The following is a 13,471-nucleotide window of genomic DNA, read 5'->3' on the forward strand; positions in this document are numbered from 1 at the left end:
GATCAGCCTTGCTGTCGCAGTATGGGCCGGAACGCAAAATCGTAATCGGAAGAATTGATGCTGAAGATTGATAACCTCCAGGCCGAAGTGGCGAACAAGCCGATTCTCAAAGGTCTCTCGCTCGATGTGAAGCCGGGCGAAATCCATGCCATCATGGGGCCGAACGGAGCGGGCAAATCGACGCTGGGTTATACGCTCGGCGGGCGGCCCGGCTATGAGGTGACGGGCGGTTCGGTGGATTTCGCTGGGCAGGATCTGCTCGCGCTGGAACCGCACGAACGCGCGGCGGCAGGCCTGTTTCTCGGCTTCCAGTACCCGGTGGAAATCCCCGGTGTCTCCTTCGTCCAGTTCCTGCGCGAAGCCTTGAACGCCCAGCGCAAGACGCGTGGGGAAGAACCGCTTTCGGGCGGCGATTTCCTCAAGCTCGCGCGGGAAAAGGCGGCCTTGCTCAAGCTTGATATGGACATGCTCAAGCGCCCGGTGAACGTAGGCTTTTCGGGCGGCGAGAAGAAGCGCGCCGAAATGGTCCAGATGGGCATTCTCGATCCGAAATTTGCGGTGCTCGACGAAACCGACAGCGGGCTCGATATCGATGCGCTGCGGATCGTCGGCGAAGGGATCAACGCGATCATGCGCCGCCCGGACAAGGCGGTGCTGCTGATCACCCACTATCAGCGCCTGCTTGACTATGTGAAGCCGGACGTGGTCCACGTCCTGGCCGGTGGCCGCATCGTCAAGAGCGGCGGTCCCGAACTCGCGCTCGAACTCGAACGCGAAGGCTACGAGGCGGTGGTCGCGTGACTCGGGCTCTCGCTCTTCCCACCACGCGTGACGAGGATTGGCGTTATGCCGATGCCGCCTGGCTCGCGGCCGCCGACCCTGCTGCGCTGGCGCAGTGGGAGGACGTGCGGATTGCGGCGGGCGAAGCGCGGCAGGTCTATCGTGTGCTGGCGGCGGATGCCGATGGTGCGGGCCGGGTGGAGCGGCTGCGGGTCCATGTCGGCGCCGGTGGCAGGTTCGAACTCGCGGTGGTCAACGCGGCGGGCCCTTATGCCCGTTTCGAAGCGGAAGTGACGCTGGAACGGGGCGCGCATTTCGCTTTCGGCGGTGTCACCATTGGGGGCGGCGCCAATGTGCAGGAATTTGTCACCCGCGTGATTCATGCGGAGCCCGAGGCGACATCGCAGCAGATCGTCCGTGCGGTCCAGTGGGGCCGGGCGACCGGCAACTTCCTCGGCCGGATCGAAGTCGTGCGCGATGCGCAGAAGACCGATGCCGGGCAGAACTTCCGCGCTATCCTGCTGGAACAGGGCGCTTCCGCCAATGCCAAGCCGGAACTGGAAATCTATGCCGACGATGTGAAGTGCGCCCACGGCGCGGCCATCGGCGCGCTGGATCAAGAGGCCGGATTTTACATGGCTTCGCGCGGGATTCCGCCCGAAGTGGCGCGCAAGCTGCTGGTCCGGGCGTTCATTGCCGATGCTTTCGCGGATGTGTCGGACGAGGCGGAACAGGCCCGCTTGCTCGATACCGCGCTGGCGGCATTGGAAGGGGCGGCGCTGTGACTGTCGCCACGCAAAGCCGCAAGGCCGATTTTCCCGGCCTCCTCACCGCTGAAGGCGATGTCTGGCATTACCTGGACAGCGGGGCGACCGCGCAGAAACCGCAAGCGGTGATCGATGCCATGGCGCGGGCGATGGGCGCGGACTATGCCACCGTCCACCGCGGGGTTTACAGCCGGTCCGCCGAAATGACACTGGCGTTCGAATCCGCCCGGCGACGGATCGCGGCCTTCATCGGCGGCAGGGAAAATGAACTCGTCTTCACGCGCGGGGCGACCGAAGCGATCAATCTTGTCGCGGCGACCTGGGGCGTGGAAAACTGCAAGGCGGGCGACCGGATCCTGCTTTCGGTGCTGGAACACCATTCCAATATCGTTCCATGGCAGTTGCTGCGCGATCGCACCGGCGTCGCGATCGATGTCTGCCCGCTGACAGCGGACGGGTTGATCGATCTCGACGCGGCTGAAAGAATGCTCACGCCGCAGCACAAGCTGGTGGCTTTCGCCCATGTTTCCAATGTTCTGGGCTCGGTGCTCGATGCCCGGAGAGCGGCGGACATGGCGCATGCGGTGGGGGCGAAATTCCTGCTCGACGGATGCCAGGCGGTGCCGCGCATGGCAGTCGATGTCGCGGCGCTGGGCTGCGATTTCTATGCTTTTTCCGCACACAAGCTCTATGGCCCGACAGGCATCGGTGCGCTGTGGGCGCGGGGCGATATCCTCGCCGCCGTGCCGCCTTATCAGGGCGGCGGATCGATGATCGACCGGGTAACGTTCGAACGCACGACCTATGCCCCCGCCCCGCAACGGTTCGAAGCGGGAACGCCCGCGATTGTGGAAGCGATCGGCTTCGCGGCGGCGGTCGATTACGTTTCGGCCATCGGGCTGGACGCGATCGACCGGCACGAAACCGCGCTGGTCGCCCGCCTGCGCGAGGCGCTGCGCGGCATGAACGACGTCAGACTGTTCGGCCCGGAACAGTCCGCCGGGATCGTCAGCTTCGCGATGGACGGGGTTCATCCGCACGATCTCGGCACCATTCTGGATGAGGAAAACGTGGCGATCCGCGCGGGTCACCATTGCGCCCAGCCGCTGATGGACCATCTCGGCGTTCCGGCCACGGCCCGGGCCAGTTTCGGCCTCTATAGCGATGATAGCGATCTCGATGCCCTGCTGCGCGGCATCGAACGCACCAGGAGAATCTTCGGATGAGCGACGAACCCGAAAAGATCGCGGTAGAAGAAGTGAACAGTGTGGATCAGCCGCGCCGTGCGCGGGTGGACGATGTGGCGGAGCAGGCGGACGCGGGCACACCGCACAAGCCCGACTATCTCGAAGGTTTCCTCAAAGAGGTGCCGCAGGGTATCGCTCCGGGCGAACCCGGCGGCGTGCTCTACGAAGGGGTGATCGCGGCACTGCGCGAAATCTACGATCCGGAGATCCCGGTTAACATTTACGATCTCGGTCTTATCTATGGGGTGGACGTGTCCAGCGATGGCGATGCCAAAGTGACGATGACGCTCACCACGCCGCATTGCCCGGTGGCCGAATCCATGCCGGGCGAAGTGGAACTGCGTATCGGTGCGGTGCCGGGCATTCGCGATGCGGAAGTCGCCATCGTCTGGGACCCGCCGTGGGACCCGTCCAAGATGAGCGATGACGCCAAGCTCGAACTGGGAATGCTGTGATGACCGAAACCAAACTCCGTGCCCGCCCTGCCGCCGTCATCCTGACGCCGTCGGCCGAGCAGCGCATCGCCGATCTGATGGCGCAGGCGCCCGAAGGGGCCATCGGAGTCAAGCTGTCTACCCCGCGCCGGGGCTGTTCCGGACTCGCCTATTCGGTCGATTATGTGAACGAAGCGAACCCGATGGACGAACGGATCGAAACTCCGGGCGGCCTGTTCTTCATCGATGGGGCCAGCGTGCTGTACCTGATCGGCAGCACGATGGACTGGCAGGAAGACGATTTTACCGCCGGGTTCACGTTCCAGAACCCCAATGCCAAGGGCACTTGCGGCTGCGGGGAGAGCTTTACCGTCTGATCAGACGGGTTTAGCGCTGGCGTAGCGCGGCGGCGCAGGCTGCGCGGTCGACATCCTGCCCATCGCTTTCCCGCCGTGCATCGACATAGGTCGCGCGTGGATCTGCCCCTTGCCGGGGCGGGTAGAGGTAGATGTCGAGCACGCAGGGCCGCCCGCTGAACTGCAGCTTGCGCACATCGCCTTCGGTCACATCCAGCCGGGGCTTGCCGAACATTTGCGTCAAAGTGCGGCTGTCCGCGCCGATCACGCTTTCCAGTCCTGGAATCGCCATTTCCCGTGCCGGGCGCCAGCTTTGCACCGGTGGCTTGGGCGGTTGGGTCGGCGGGATGCGGGTGGACGGGGTGCCGGGCCTCTGCGGTTGAGATGGCGCGGTGGCGGCGCAGGCGGCCAGCAGCGGAAACAGAGCAAGCGAAACGATCAGTTTGGGGGACATGCGGGACCTTTGGAATGGCCCGGTGGTGTGCGGTGCATAGGCGCGCAAGTCAACGCGCAAGCGGCGCGAAACGCGCTTAAAAGGGCCTGCGTCAGGTGAAGCCGCCGGTATCTGGCGTGACGACGGTTCCCTCCACGTCCAATTCCTTCTAAGCGCCGGGCACGCACAGTCTTGAACAGGAAAACGCATGTCCGCACCCCGCTACGATGTTCTGGCCATCGGCAACGCCATTGTCGACGTGATGGCCCCTTGCGAAGACGATCTGATCGAGGAACTGGGCATGGCCCGGGGCGGCATGACGCTGGTCGATACCGATCGCGCCCGCGAACTCTATGATGCGATGGGCCCGGCGCGCGAAGTTTCGGGCGGATCGGCGGCCAACACACTGGCGGGCCTGTCCGCCATTGGTTTGCAATGCGCCTTTATCGGGCAGGTGGCGAACGACCAGTTGGGCGATGTCTTCGCGCACGATATCCGCGCCGTGGGGATCGATTTCGATACGCCTGCCCGCGCGGGCGATCCGCCGACGGGGCGCTGCCTGATCTTCGTGTCGCCCGATGGCCAGCGGACGATGAACACCTATCTCGGCGCATCGCAATTCCTGCCCGCCGCCGTACTTGACGATGCGGCGGTGGCCGAAGCCGCCGTGCTCTACCTCGAAGGCTATCTGTGGGATCCGGAAGAGCCCCGCGCCGCGATGAAGAAAGCGATTGCCGCCGCCCGCGCCGCCGGGCGCAAAGTGGCTTTCACACTGTCGGATGCGTTCGTGATCGATCGCCATGGCGACGATTTCCGTGCGCTGATCGAAGCCGGACAGATCGATATCCTGTTCGCCAACATGGTTGAGCTCGCCGCGCTGACGGGGGAGGCCGATTTCGAAGCCGGTCTGGCCCTGCTGGCGCCCAAAGTGCCGGTGCTGGTGGTGACGCGCAGCGAAGACGGCGCTGTGGCGATCAGCGGCGGGGAACGGGCCGAAGTGGCGGCGGAACCGGTCGATGCGGTGATCGACACCACCGGCGCGGGCGATCTGTTCGCCGCCGGATTCCTGGCCGGGCATGTGCGCGGGGAAAGCCTTGAACGCAGCCTCGCCATGGGCGCGCTCGCGGCGGGGGAGATCATTGCGCACTATGGCGCACGGCCGGAAGCCGATCTCAAGGCACTGTTCGCCCAGCGGTTCGGTTGAACGGATAGCAGGCGGCCCATTCTTTCACGAAGGGCCGCCTCCGTGTGGGCGATGTCAGCCGGTCGCCTGTTCCCGCGCCACTTCGCGCCAGCCGATGTCGCGGCGGCAGAAGCCTTCAGGGAAGCTGAGCGCATCGACCGCCGTGTAAGCGGCTGCCTGCGCCTCGGTCACATTGGCGCCGCGAGCGGTGACGTTGAGCACGCGCCCGCCATTGGCCACCAGCCTACCGTCCGCCGCCAATGCAGTGCCCGCGTGGAAGACGTTCGCACCCGTGGCTTCGGCCGCGTCAATCCCGCCGATTGCACCGCCCTTCTTGGGCGTGCCGGGGTAGCCTTCCGCTGCCATCACCACCGTCAGTGCGGTATCGGAAGAAAAGCGGGGCGAAGGAAGCGAGGCCAGGCGGTTTTCCGCGCAGGCCAGCAACAGTTCGCCCAGATCGTCTTCCAGCCGCATCATCAGCACCTGGCATTCGGGATCGCCGAAGCGGCAATTGTATTCGATCAGCTTGGGCCCTTCGGCAGTCAGCATCAGCCCGGCATAGAGCACGCCCGAATAGGGCATGCCTTCGTTGGTCATCGCGTGGACGGTGGGGCCGATGATCCGCTGGATCACTTCGGCTTCCAGCGTGGGAGTCAGCACCGGGGCCGGGCTGTAGGCACCCATGCCGCCCGTGTTGGGGCCGGTATCCCCCTCGCCCACGCGCTTGTGATCCTGCGCGCTGCCGAAGGGCACGATAGTCGCCCCGTCGGTGATGGCGAAGAAGCTCGCTTCCTCGCCCACCATGAATTCCTCGATCACCACTTCGGCCCCGGCTTCACCGAATGCGCCGCCGAACATGTCGGCCAGCGCTTCTTCCGCTTCGGCACGGGTTTCGGCGATGACCACGCCCTTGCCGGCGGCCAGCCCATCGGCCTTGAGCACATAAGGCGCGGTAAAGCGGGCCAGGGCGGCTTGCGCCTCCTCCAGCGAACGGGTGCGGACATAGCCTGCAGTGGGGATGCCGGTGCGTTCGCACAGGTCCTTAGTGAAACCTTTGCTGCCTTCGAGCTGGGCGGCCTGCGCAGACGGCCCGAACACCGGGAACAGCTTGGCACGCAGCGAATCGGCCAGACCATCGACCAGCGGCGCTTCCGGTCCGATCACCACAAGGCCAATGCGCTTTTCCTCGCAAAAAGCGACGACGGCGGCATGATCCGTAAGGTCCAGCGTGACCAGTTCGGCATGCCGGGCGATTCCCGGATTGCCGGGGGTGGCGTAAAGGGTGCCTGCACCACCGGACACCAGGCGGGATTGCGCCAGCTTCCAAGCCAGCGCATGTTCGCGGCCGCCCGAACCTGCCAAGAGGATATTCATGCCCGATCCCTTCGAAGAAACTGATGCCCCCGAAACGGGGGAGTCTGCCGGGCTGGTAGCGAAGGGCGCGCCCGGGGACAACGCTGCGCCGCTTTCCGTCAGTGAAATTTCCGCGCTGCTCAAGCGCACGGTGGAAGATCGCTTCGGCTATGTGCGACTGCGGGGGGAACTTTCGGGCGTCAAACGGGCGGCGTCGGGCCATCTCTATTGCTGCCTCAAGGATGAAAACGCCCGGATCGACGGGGTGATGTGGCGCGGCAATGCCCAGCGCCTGCCTTTCACGCCGGAAGACGGGCTGGAAGTGATCGCCAGTGGCAAGCTGACCACCTACCCGGGCCGTTCGTCCTATCAGATCGTGATCGATCGGATGGAGATCGCGGGCGAAGGGGCGCTGCTGGCGCTGCTGGAAAAGACCAAGGCCCGGCTGGAGGCGGAAGGGCTGTTCGCCCCCGGGCGCAAGAAGCCCCTCCCCTATCTGCCGCGTGTGATCGGTGTCGTCACCTCGCCCACGGGCGCGGTGATCCGCGATATCCTGCACCGGCTGGCGGACCGCTTTCCCTGCCATGTGCTGGTCTGGCCGGTGCTGGTGCAGGGGCAGGGTTCGGCGGAACAGGTGGCGGCGGCGATCGAGGGGTTCTCGCAGCTTCCCCCCGATGGCGCGGTGCCGCGGCCCGATCTGGTGATCGTGGCGCGCGGGGGCGGTTCGATCGAGGATCTGTGGAGCTTCAACGAGGAAGTGGTCGTGCGCGCGATTGCCGCCTGCACGATCCCCATCGTTTCGGCGGTGGGCCACGAAACGGATACCACGCTGGCCGACCACGCCGCCGACAGGCGCGCACCCACCCCCACCGCAGCGGCGGAAATGGCGGTGCCGGTGCGGGTGGAACTGGCCGCGCTGCTGGATGAACTGGCGCTGCGCAAGAAGCGGGCGATCCTCCGCCCGGTGGGGCTGGGGCGCGAACGGCTGATGGCGCGGGTGCAGCGCCTGCCGCGCCCGGAAAACCTCCTCGCCCCCCAGGCGCAGAAGCTGGATGATCTGTCCGAACGGTTGCGGCGCGGCCTTGCCGACCGCACGATGCGCGAACGGGAACGGTTGCAGGAACGCGTGCGGCACCTTTCCGCGCCGATTCTTCGCGCGCGGCTGGATCGGGCCCGACATGGGCTGGAAACCGCGCGGCTCACTCCGGCGCTGCTGACCCAGCGGGTCGGCGCCCAATGCGAACGGCTGGCGGCCCTCGCCCGACTGGCGCAGCAGCTCCACCCCGATCGCCCGCTGGAGCGTGGCTATGTCCGCGTCACCGATGCATCCGGGCGCACGATGACGGATCGGGCCGTGGCTGCCGGGCAGGATGCTCTGGTGCTGAAATTTCGCGATGGTCCGCTCGATGTCGTGCCACAGGGCAAGACTCCCCCGCCCCGCCCCACGCCGGCCCGAGCCAGACCACGGCCCGCCGAATCGGGCGATCAGCCGAAATTGCTTTGAATCGGGCGTTTTGTTAGGGGTATTCTCATGCTGATGTCCTCCAACGATCCCCTCGCAAAGCTCCACTACGGCGCGAGCGATTTTCGCGTTCTCAAGCCGGGCAGCCACGTCCTGTGCGCCGTGTCGGGCGAACGTATTCCGCTGGATGAACTGCGGTACTGGAACGCCCGGTTGCAGGAGGCCTATGCCTCGCCCGAAATCGCCACCAAGCGTCTGCTGGGCGCGTGATCGGGCGGCAGGTTCCCCTCGTGGCCGCGTTCGCAGCCGTGGGGGTATCGGTGTTGGCGGGATGTGTGGCGCCCGCGCGTGACTCCGCGCCCGGCAACGAGCGGGCCCAAGCGCAGCGGCCGCAGGATCGCCCTGCCCCGCCGCCACCTGTCCGCCGGGCAACACCGCCCGGCGCGGCCGATTTTACGTTTGCCGGGGAACAGACGCAGGGCGGCTGGATTCGCGGCACCGCGCCCGGTGGGACGGAACGCCTTACGCTCGACGGGGCCGAAATCGCGACTGCGGCCGATGGCACGTTCTTTGCTGCCTTCGATCGCGATGCGGGCCCATCGGCCACGCTTGTCGCGATTCTGGCCGATGGTCGCCGGGTGGAACGCCGCCTTGCCATATCGCCGCGCGCATGGCGGATCGAACATATCAACGTCGCCCGTAAACCCGGCGGGCCGACCGAAGCTTTCCTGAAAATCCGTCGCCCGGAAATCGAACGGATCAATGCGGCCCGCGCGGTCAACGCGCATAGCGACGGTTGGCGGCAGACGTTCATCTGGCCGGCCAAGGGGCGGATTTCTGGCCTGTTCGGTTCGCAGCGCGTCTATCGTGGGGAACCGGGCGCTTATCACAGCGGTCTCGATATCGCGACGGGCGGCAGCGGCGCGCCATTTGTCGCGCCGGCCGATGGGGTCGTGGTGCTGGCGGCGCAGACGCCGTTCTCGCTCGAAGGGCATTTGCTGATGATCGATCACGGCAATGGTCTCAACAGTGCGTTCCTCCATTGCTCGGCGCTTCTCGTTCGCGAAGGGGAACGGGTGAAACAGGGGCAGACCATCGGCCGCATCGGCGCCACCGGCCGCGCCACCGGGCCGCATTTGCACTGGAGCATCAAATGGCGCGACGCCCGGCTCGATCCGCTGTTGTTCACAGGGCCGATGCGCTGACGATTGTGGGCTGCAAGGGCGTGGCATAGCAGGCAGACATGTCCTTTCTGCGCCGCTTTGCGATCCTCGCCCTATGCGCCGTGCTGTTGGCGCTGAGCTGGTGGCGCAGCCCCCTGCCCCCGCCCAATCGGGATATGCGGGTGTCTTTCACCCCCATCGCGCTGGCAAAAACCCCGCAACTGGCCCCTGGGCTGACGCTGGAACGGGCCTGGCTGGTGCAAGGCAACGGGGATGATTTCGGCGGTTATTCCGCGCTGGCGGTGCTCGGTAATGGTGAATTGTTCACGCTCAGCGATCGGGGCCGCTACCTGTGGTTTCGCGATCCTTCACGCGGCGATCCGCAGCCGCGCATGGGCCTTTTTCTCACCAGCGAGGCCAAGGACAAGCGGCTGGCCGACAGCGAATCGCTGACTCACGATCCCGCAACCGGCCAGCTATGGGTCGGCTATGAACAGAGCAATGCGATCGTCCGCACCGATGTGCAGGGGCGTGATCCGCGCGCCGTTCGCCCGGCGGCTATGCGTGACTGGGTTTCGAACGGCGGGCCGGAGGCGATGGTGCGCCTGGCCGATGGACGCTTCATCGTGCTGGCCGAATCGCGCGATGGGTGGTTTTCGACCACCGGGCCCGCGTTGCTGTTCCCTCACGATCCCGTTTCAGGGGTCAAGCCGGTGCGGTTCAGGTACGATGCGCCCCCCCGTTCGCTGCCGACCGACATGGCCCAATTGCCCGATGGCCGCGTGCTGATCTTGCATCGGCAGGTCGTGCTGGGGGTGCCGCCGGGCTTTGTCTCCAAGCTCGTCCTCGCAGATCCGGCGGCCATTCGCCAAGGCACGGCGTGGAAAGGCACGGTGCTCGCCACCCTCGAACCGCCGTTGCCGAGCGACAATTTCGAAGGGCTGGCCGTGGCCCCGAGACCCGATGGCAGCGCGGTGGTGTGGGTGATTTCGGATGACAACCAGATATCGTTCCAGCGGACGATTCTGCTGAAACTGCGCTGGAAACCGGTGTCGGATGGCAAACGGCAGACACGCGAAAAGGGCGCACGGTAGCCCGTACGCCCTTTCAAGCTTTCGCGAGACGGCCCCAAAGGGGCCGAAAGGCTCAGGCGGCGACGGCAGCCTTCGCCACTTCGCGCTTCACCTTGCGGGCGCGCGGGGAAAGCTTCTCGTCGGAAGTCTTGAGCAGCCAGTTGTCGAGACCGCCGTTGTGTTCGACCGAACGCAGGCCGTGCGTCGAAACGCGGAACTTGAAGCTGCGATCCAGCTTTTCCGACAGCAGCGTGACATTCTGCAGGTTGGGCAGGAACACGCGCTTGGTCTTGTTGTTGGCGTGGCTCACATTGTGGCCGACTTGGCGGCCCTTGCCGGTCAGTTCGCAAATCCGCGACATGGAAAAATCTCTCGTTCGAAAAGCTTGGGGTTATCCCCGGAAAGCGGCGCGCATAACTGCCGCCGGGCGAATCGTCAAGCATATCGGCGGCATTGCGGGATCGTCTTTGCGGGACTAGCCCGTAAAGAATGAAACGCTGGCCGATCCCCGAACCGATGCTCGCCGCGCTGACGGAGGCGCAGGTGGGCGCTCTTACGGGCGAAGTGCCCGTGGGCGCGGTCGTCGTCAAGGATGGAATGATCATCGCCCGCGCGCACAACGCCCCGCGTGCCTTGTACGATCCTACCGCACATGCCGAGATACTGGCGATTCGGCGTGCGGCGCAGGTATTGGGCAGGGATCGGCTGGATGGCTGCGAACTGTGGGTGACGCTGGAACCCTGCGCCATGTGCGCGGGGGCTATTGCCCATGCGCGCATTGGCCGCCTCTATTACGGCGCATCCGATGCCAAAGGGGGCGCGGTGGAACAGGGCGCGCGGGTGTTCGATCAGCCGCAGTGCCTCCATCGCCCGGAAATCTATGCCGGAATGGGAGAGGAGGAAGCCGTGGAAATCCTGCGCGTCTTTTTCCGCCAGCGGCGCGGCTGATCAGCGTTTGCCGCGCCATATCCTCGCCCGTGCCGAATCACGGGCGCCGAACTGCGTGGGGCTGCATCGGGCCGGCCTATAATCCTTGCCGTAACAGAGGCGCATTTCGGTGAGCCAGCCCCGCGCATTGAGATGCACGCCCACCTGTTCCGCTCGCCAATCCGGATTGCGGCGGAGGAAGGCATGGCGGATCGCCCCGGCGTTGAGCGTGTCCTGCCGGGAAAGATCGTTCAGATCGGGCAGGCGCAGCGAATCCCACAGGATCTGGCTCACTTTGAAATAGGATTCGGGCGTGCGGACCATGCAACTGCCGTGCTTGGCCCATTCATGCGCCATCAGGCGGGTGGAAGGCATCATGCACAGGTGCTGCCGTGCCAGGGTCGGGGACGGCGCGCGCGGTGTCGGGCACCATTGCGGCCAGCGCCCCCCGGTGCCTTCGGGCCACAGACCGTGGAGGACGAAGCCGAAGCGGCCATTATGGCCCGAACACTGCATTGTGTCGCCCGGGTTGTCCGCGCGTATGCGGCAATATTCTGGCGACCAGCTCAGCGCCAGCGAATAGCCGGTTATCGGAATGCGCCGCGCGGGCCCCTCGGGCGCGATCCGCGGCACGGTGATGGCGGTGGAAGGCACGCGGCACTGATAGGCCTGCGCATGGGCCGTTGCGGCGGGAAGCGCCAATCCACCAGCTATCAGCGCTGTGAAAACCCGGCGCACGCGGATCAGCGGAAGATATCCGGATTGGCGCCGCTCTGCCCGCGTGCTTTGAACCAGGCCTTCGCATCGGCGCGAAACAGGCAGACGAGAGCGAAAATCTGCATCGCGGTGATAATCAGGGCGACGATCATCGTGAACAGGCCACGTTCCGCCAGTGTGCTGAGCGTGGGCAGGACCGCCAGAGTGCCGATCGCGGTCAGAACAACGAGAATCCATTTTGCCACGGTGCTGGCGCGGCGGGCGATAAAATACCACAGCAACAGCAGGATGGCGAAGCTGACAGCTTGCGTGAAAATCAGGAACCCGGCCCCGAATCCGGCCTGTGCCGTGGCCGGATCGGCTTGCATGTAAGCGAGGCTATCCTGAAAGGATAAGGCGGTGTTGATCATGCCCAGACCCAGCGAAAGCAGGAAAACCCGGTCAAACAGAACGATGGATTGCGGTCGCATGGTGCCTCCCCAAAAGTGAACCGGATTACCATGGCGCAAATGGTGGGCAGGCGCAAACCGCTCTAAAGCGGGGTAAAATCGAGACCGATATCGGCGGCGGGGGCGCTTTGCGTCAGGCGGCCGACCGAAACGTACGTCACGCCGGTGGCAGCCTTCGCGCCGATCGTGGTGAGGTCGATCCCGCCCGATGCTTCGGTCGGGACCCGGCCGGCGACCAGCGCCACCGCTTCGCGCAGTGTCGGCACGTCCATGTTGTCGAGGAGGAGATGGCTGGCGCCTGCCGTCAGCGCCGGTTCGATCTGGTCGATCCGGTCCACTTCGCAGATCACGTTGGCCACTCCGGCGGCGCGCGCCCGGCGCACCGCTTCGCCGACATCACCGGCGACCAGCACGTGGTTGTCCTTGATCATTGCCGCATCCCACAGCCCCATGCGGTGATTCTGCGCCCCGCCCATCCGAGTGGCGTATTTTTCCAGATGACGCAGGCCGGGAATGGTCTTGCGCGTATCCAGCAGGATGCAGCCGCTCTCGCCCATGGCTTCGACGTAGGCGCGGGTCATGGTGGCGATGCCAGAAAGGTGCTGCACGGTGTTGAGTGCGCTCCGCTCCGCGGTCAACATGGCGCGGGCGTTGCCCGACAGATGAAGGAGATGCGTGCCGGCAGGCACGGCCTGCCCCTCCTGGGCCAGAAAAGCGATCTCCATCGCGGGATCGAGCGCGCGGAAGAATGCGGCGGCAATGGGCAGCCCCGCGACCACGATCGCATCGCGGCTGTCCATCACCCCGGAAAAGCGCGCATCGGCGGGGATCACGCTGTCCGCCGTGACATCCTGCCCGCCGCCGGGCAGGCCCACGCCGAGGTCTTCTTCCAGCGTGGCGCGAACAAAGGCATCACAATCGAAGCCGGTGAGATCGAAACCCATAATCACTCCCGTTCCCCATGCCGCTTGCCGAAAGCGGCCCTGGCCATCGCTGCCGTCCAGACAGGAAAAATGGCCATTCGACAAGCGCACTCTGCCCGCAGGCGGCGGATGGTCTGCGAACGGAAACAGGCGGCGCGATCCGTTCGCGCCGCCTGTCAGGCATCCGATGCTGCGGAGGCAGCC

At 65.5% G+C, this 13,471-nt stretch carries 17 protein-coding genes; 11 read left to right on the forward strand and 6 right to left on the reverse strand.

The genetic code is table 11. The features are described from left to right. The first annotated feature begins 57 nt into the window (after positions 1-57). Genes sufC through K5X80_RS02510 form a run of 5 tightly spaced genes read left to right on the forward strand, consistent with a single transcriptional unit; the run spans position 58 to position 3,605 of the window. Positions 58-801 carry a Fe-S cluster assembly ATPase SufC gene (gene sufC / locus K5X80_RS02490; protein WP_222559282.1) on the forward strand — a complete coding sequence of 248 codons (744 nt, stop codon included), beginning with the start codon at positions 58-60 and terminating at the stop codon, positions 799-801. Beyond that, positions 798-1,565 (forward strand): SufD family Fe-S cluster assembly protein, encoded by a 768-nt coding sequence (locus tag K5X80_RS02495; protein ID WP_222559283.1) that lies wholly within the window; start codon positions 798-800, stop codon positions 1,563-1,565. Before sufC ends, K5X80_RS02495 begins: the two co-directional genes overlap by 4 nt. After that, positions 1,562-2,773 (forward strand): cysteine desulfurase, encoded by a 1,212-nt coding sequence (locus K5X80_RS02500; protein ID WP_222559284.1) that lies wholly within the window; start codon positions 1,562-1,564, stop codon positions 2,771-2,773. The genes K5X80_RS02495 and K5X80_RS02500 overlap by 4 nt, the downstream gene beginning before the upstream one ends. Continuing rightward, on the forward strand, positions 2,770-3,249 hold the full coding sequence (locus tag K5X80_RS02505; protein WP_222559285.1) for an SUF system Fe-S cluster assembly protein: 480 nt from the start codon (positions 2,770-2,772) through the stop codon (positions 3,247-3,249). The genes K5X80_RS02500 and K5X80_RS02505 overlap by 4 nt, the downstream gene beginning before the upstream one ends. Beyond that, complete coding sequence (locus K5X80_RS02510; protein WP_222559286.1) at positions 3,249-3,605, forward strand: HesB/IscA family protein; 357 nt, start codon at positions 3,249-3,251, stop codon at positions 3,603-3,605. The genes K5X80_RS02505 and K5X80_RS02510 overlap by 1 nt, the downstream gene beginning before the upstream one ends. A 10-nt stretch (positions 3,606-3,615) precedes the next feature. On the opposite strand, the gene K5X80_RS02515 is transcribed toward K5X80_RS02510, so the two are convergent. Further along, on the reverse strand, positions 3,616-4,038 hold the full coding sequence (locus K5X80_RS02515; RefSeq protein ID WP_222559287.1) for a hypothetical protein: 423 nt from the start codon (positions 4,036-4,038) through the stop codon (positions 3,616-3,618). 187 nt (positions 4,039-4,225) lie between these two features. Between K5X80_RS02515 and K5X80_RS02520 the strand changes: the two genes are divergently transcribed. Further along, complete coding sequence (locus tag K5X80_RS02520) at positions 4,226-5,221, forward strand: adenosine kinase (RefSeq protein ID WP_222559288.1); 996 nt, start codon at positions 4,226-4,228, stop codon at positions 5,219-5,221. 54 nt (positions 5,222-5,275) lie between these two features. On the opposite strand, the gene purD is transcribed toward K5X80_RS02520, so the two are convergent. Beyond that, positions 5,276-6,574 carry a phosphoribosylamine--glycine ligase gene (gene purD, locus K5X80_RS02525; RefSeq protein WP_222559289.1) on the reverse strand — a complete coding sequence of 433 codons (1,299 nt, stop codon included), beginning with the start codon at positions 6,572-6,574 and terminating at the stop codon, positions 5,276-5,278. Between purD and xseA the strand changes: the two genes are divergently transcribed. The 4 genes from xseA to K5X80_RS02545 are packed head-to-tail and all read left to right on the forward strand — an operon-like array spanning position 6,573 to position 10,272. After that, positions 6,573-8,057, forward strand: coding sequence for an exodeoxyribonuclease VII large subunit (xseA, locus tag K5X80_RS02530; protein WP_222559290.1), 1,485 nt, complete (start codon positions 6,573-6,575; stop codon positions 8,055-8,057). The genes purD and xseA overlap by 2 nt on opposite strands. 27 nt (positions 8,058-8,084) lie before the next feature. After that, positions 8,085-8,285: a DUF2093 domain-containing protein gene (locus K5X80_RS02535; protein WP_222559291.1), complete on the forward strand. Its 201-nt coding sequence runs from the start codon at positions 8,085-8,087 to the stop codon at positions 8,283-8,285. Next, complete coding sequence (locus K5X80_RS02540) at positions 8,285-9,220, forward strand: M23 family metallopeptidase (protein ID WP_502778655.1); 936 nt, start codon at positions 8,285-8,287, stop codon at positions 9,218-9,220. Before K5X80_RS02535 ends, K5X80_RS02540 begins: the two co-directional genes overlap by 1 nt. Positions 9,221-9,258: 38 nt before the next feature. Continuing rightward, positions 9,259-10,272 (forward strand): esterase-like activity of phytase family protein, encoded by a 1,014-nt coding sequence (locus tag K5X80_RS02545; RefSeq protein ID WP_222559293.1) that lies wholly within the window; start codon positions 9,259-9,261, stop codon positions 10,270-10,272. Positions 10,273-10,324: 52 nt separating this feature from the next. Here K5X80_RS02545 and rpmB read toward each other — a convergent pair whose 3' ends face one another. Further along, entirely contained in the window at positions 10,325-10,612 is a 288-nt protein-coding gene (rpmB, locus tag K5X80_RS02550; protein WP_222559294.1) for a 50S ribosomal protein L28, read from the reverse strand. A 128-nt stretch (positions 10,613-10,740) separates the two neighbouring features. On the opposite strand from rpmB, the gene K5X80_RS02555 reads away from it, so the two are divergent. Beyond that, positions 10,741-11,199 carry a nucleoside deaminase gene (locus K5X80_RS02555; protein WP_283249213.1) on the forward strand — a complete coding sequence of 153 codons (459 nt, stop codon included), beginning with the start codon at positions 10,741-10,743 and terminating at the stop codon, positions 11,197-11,199. On the opposite strand, the gene K5X80_RS02560 is transcribed toward K5X80_RS02555, so the two are convergent. The 3 genes from K5X80_RS02560 to nadC all read right to left on the reverse strand — a co-directional run bounded on the left by K5X80_RS02560 (position 11,200) and on the right by nadC (position 13,288). Continuing rightward, entirely contained in the window at positions 11,200-11,880 is a 681-nt protein-coding gene (locus K5X80_RS02560; protein WP_222559295.1) for a ribonuclease T2 family protein, read from the reverse strand. A 41-nt stretch (positions 11,881-11,921) separates the two neighbouring features. After that, complete coding sequence (locus K5X80_RS02565; protein WP_222559296.1) at positions 11,922-12,365, reverse strand: hypothetical protein; 444 nt, start codon at positions 12,363-12,365, stop codon at positions 11,922-11,924. Positions 12,366-12,427: 62 nt separating this feature from the next. Then, positions 12,428-13,288, reverse strand: coding sequence for a carboxylating nicotinate-nucleotide diphosphorylase (gene nadC / locus K5X80_RS02570; protein ID WP_222559297.1), 861 nt, complete (start codon positions 13,286-13,288; stop codon positions 12,428-12,430). Positions 13,289-13,471: the final 183 nt, after the last annotated feature.

The sequence above is a fragment of the Caenibius sp. WL genome, assembly GCF_019803445.1.
In the GTDB taxonomy this organism is placed as follows: Bacteria; Pseudomonadota; Alphaproteobacteria; order Sphingomonadales; family Sphingomonadaceae; genus Caenibius.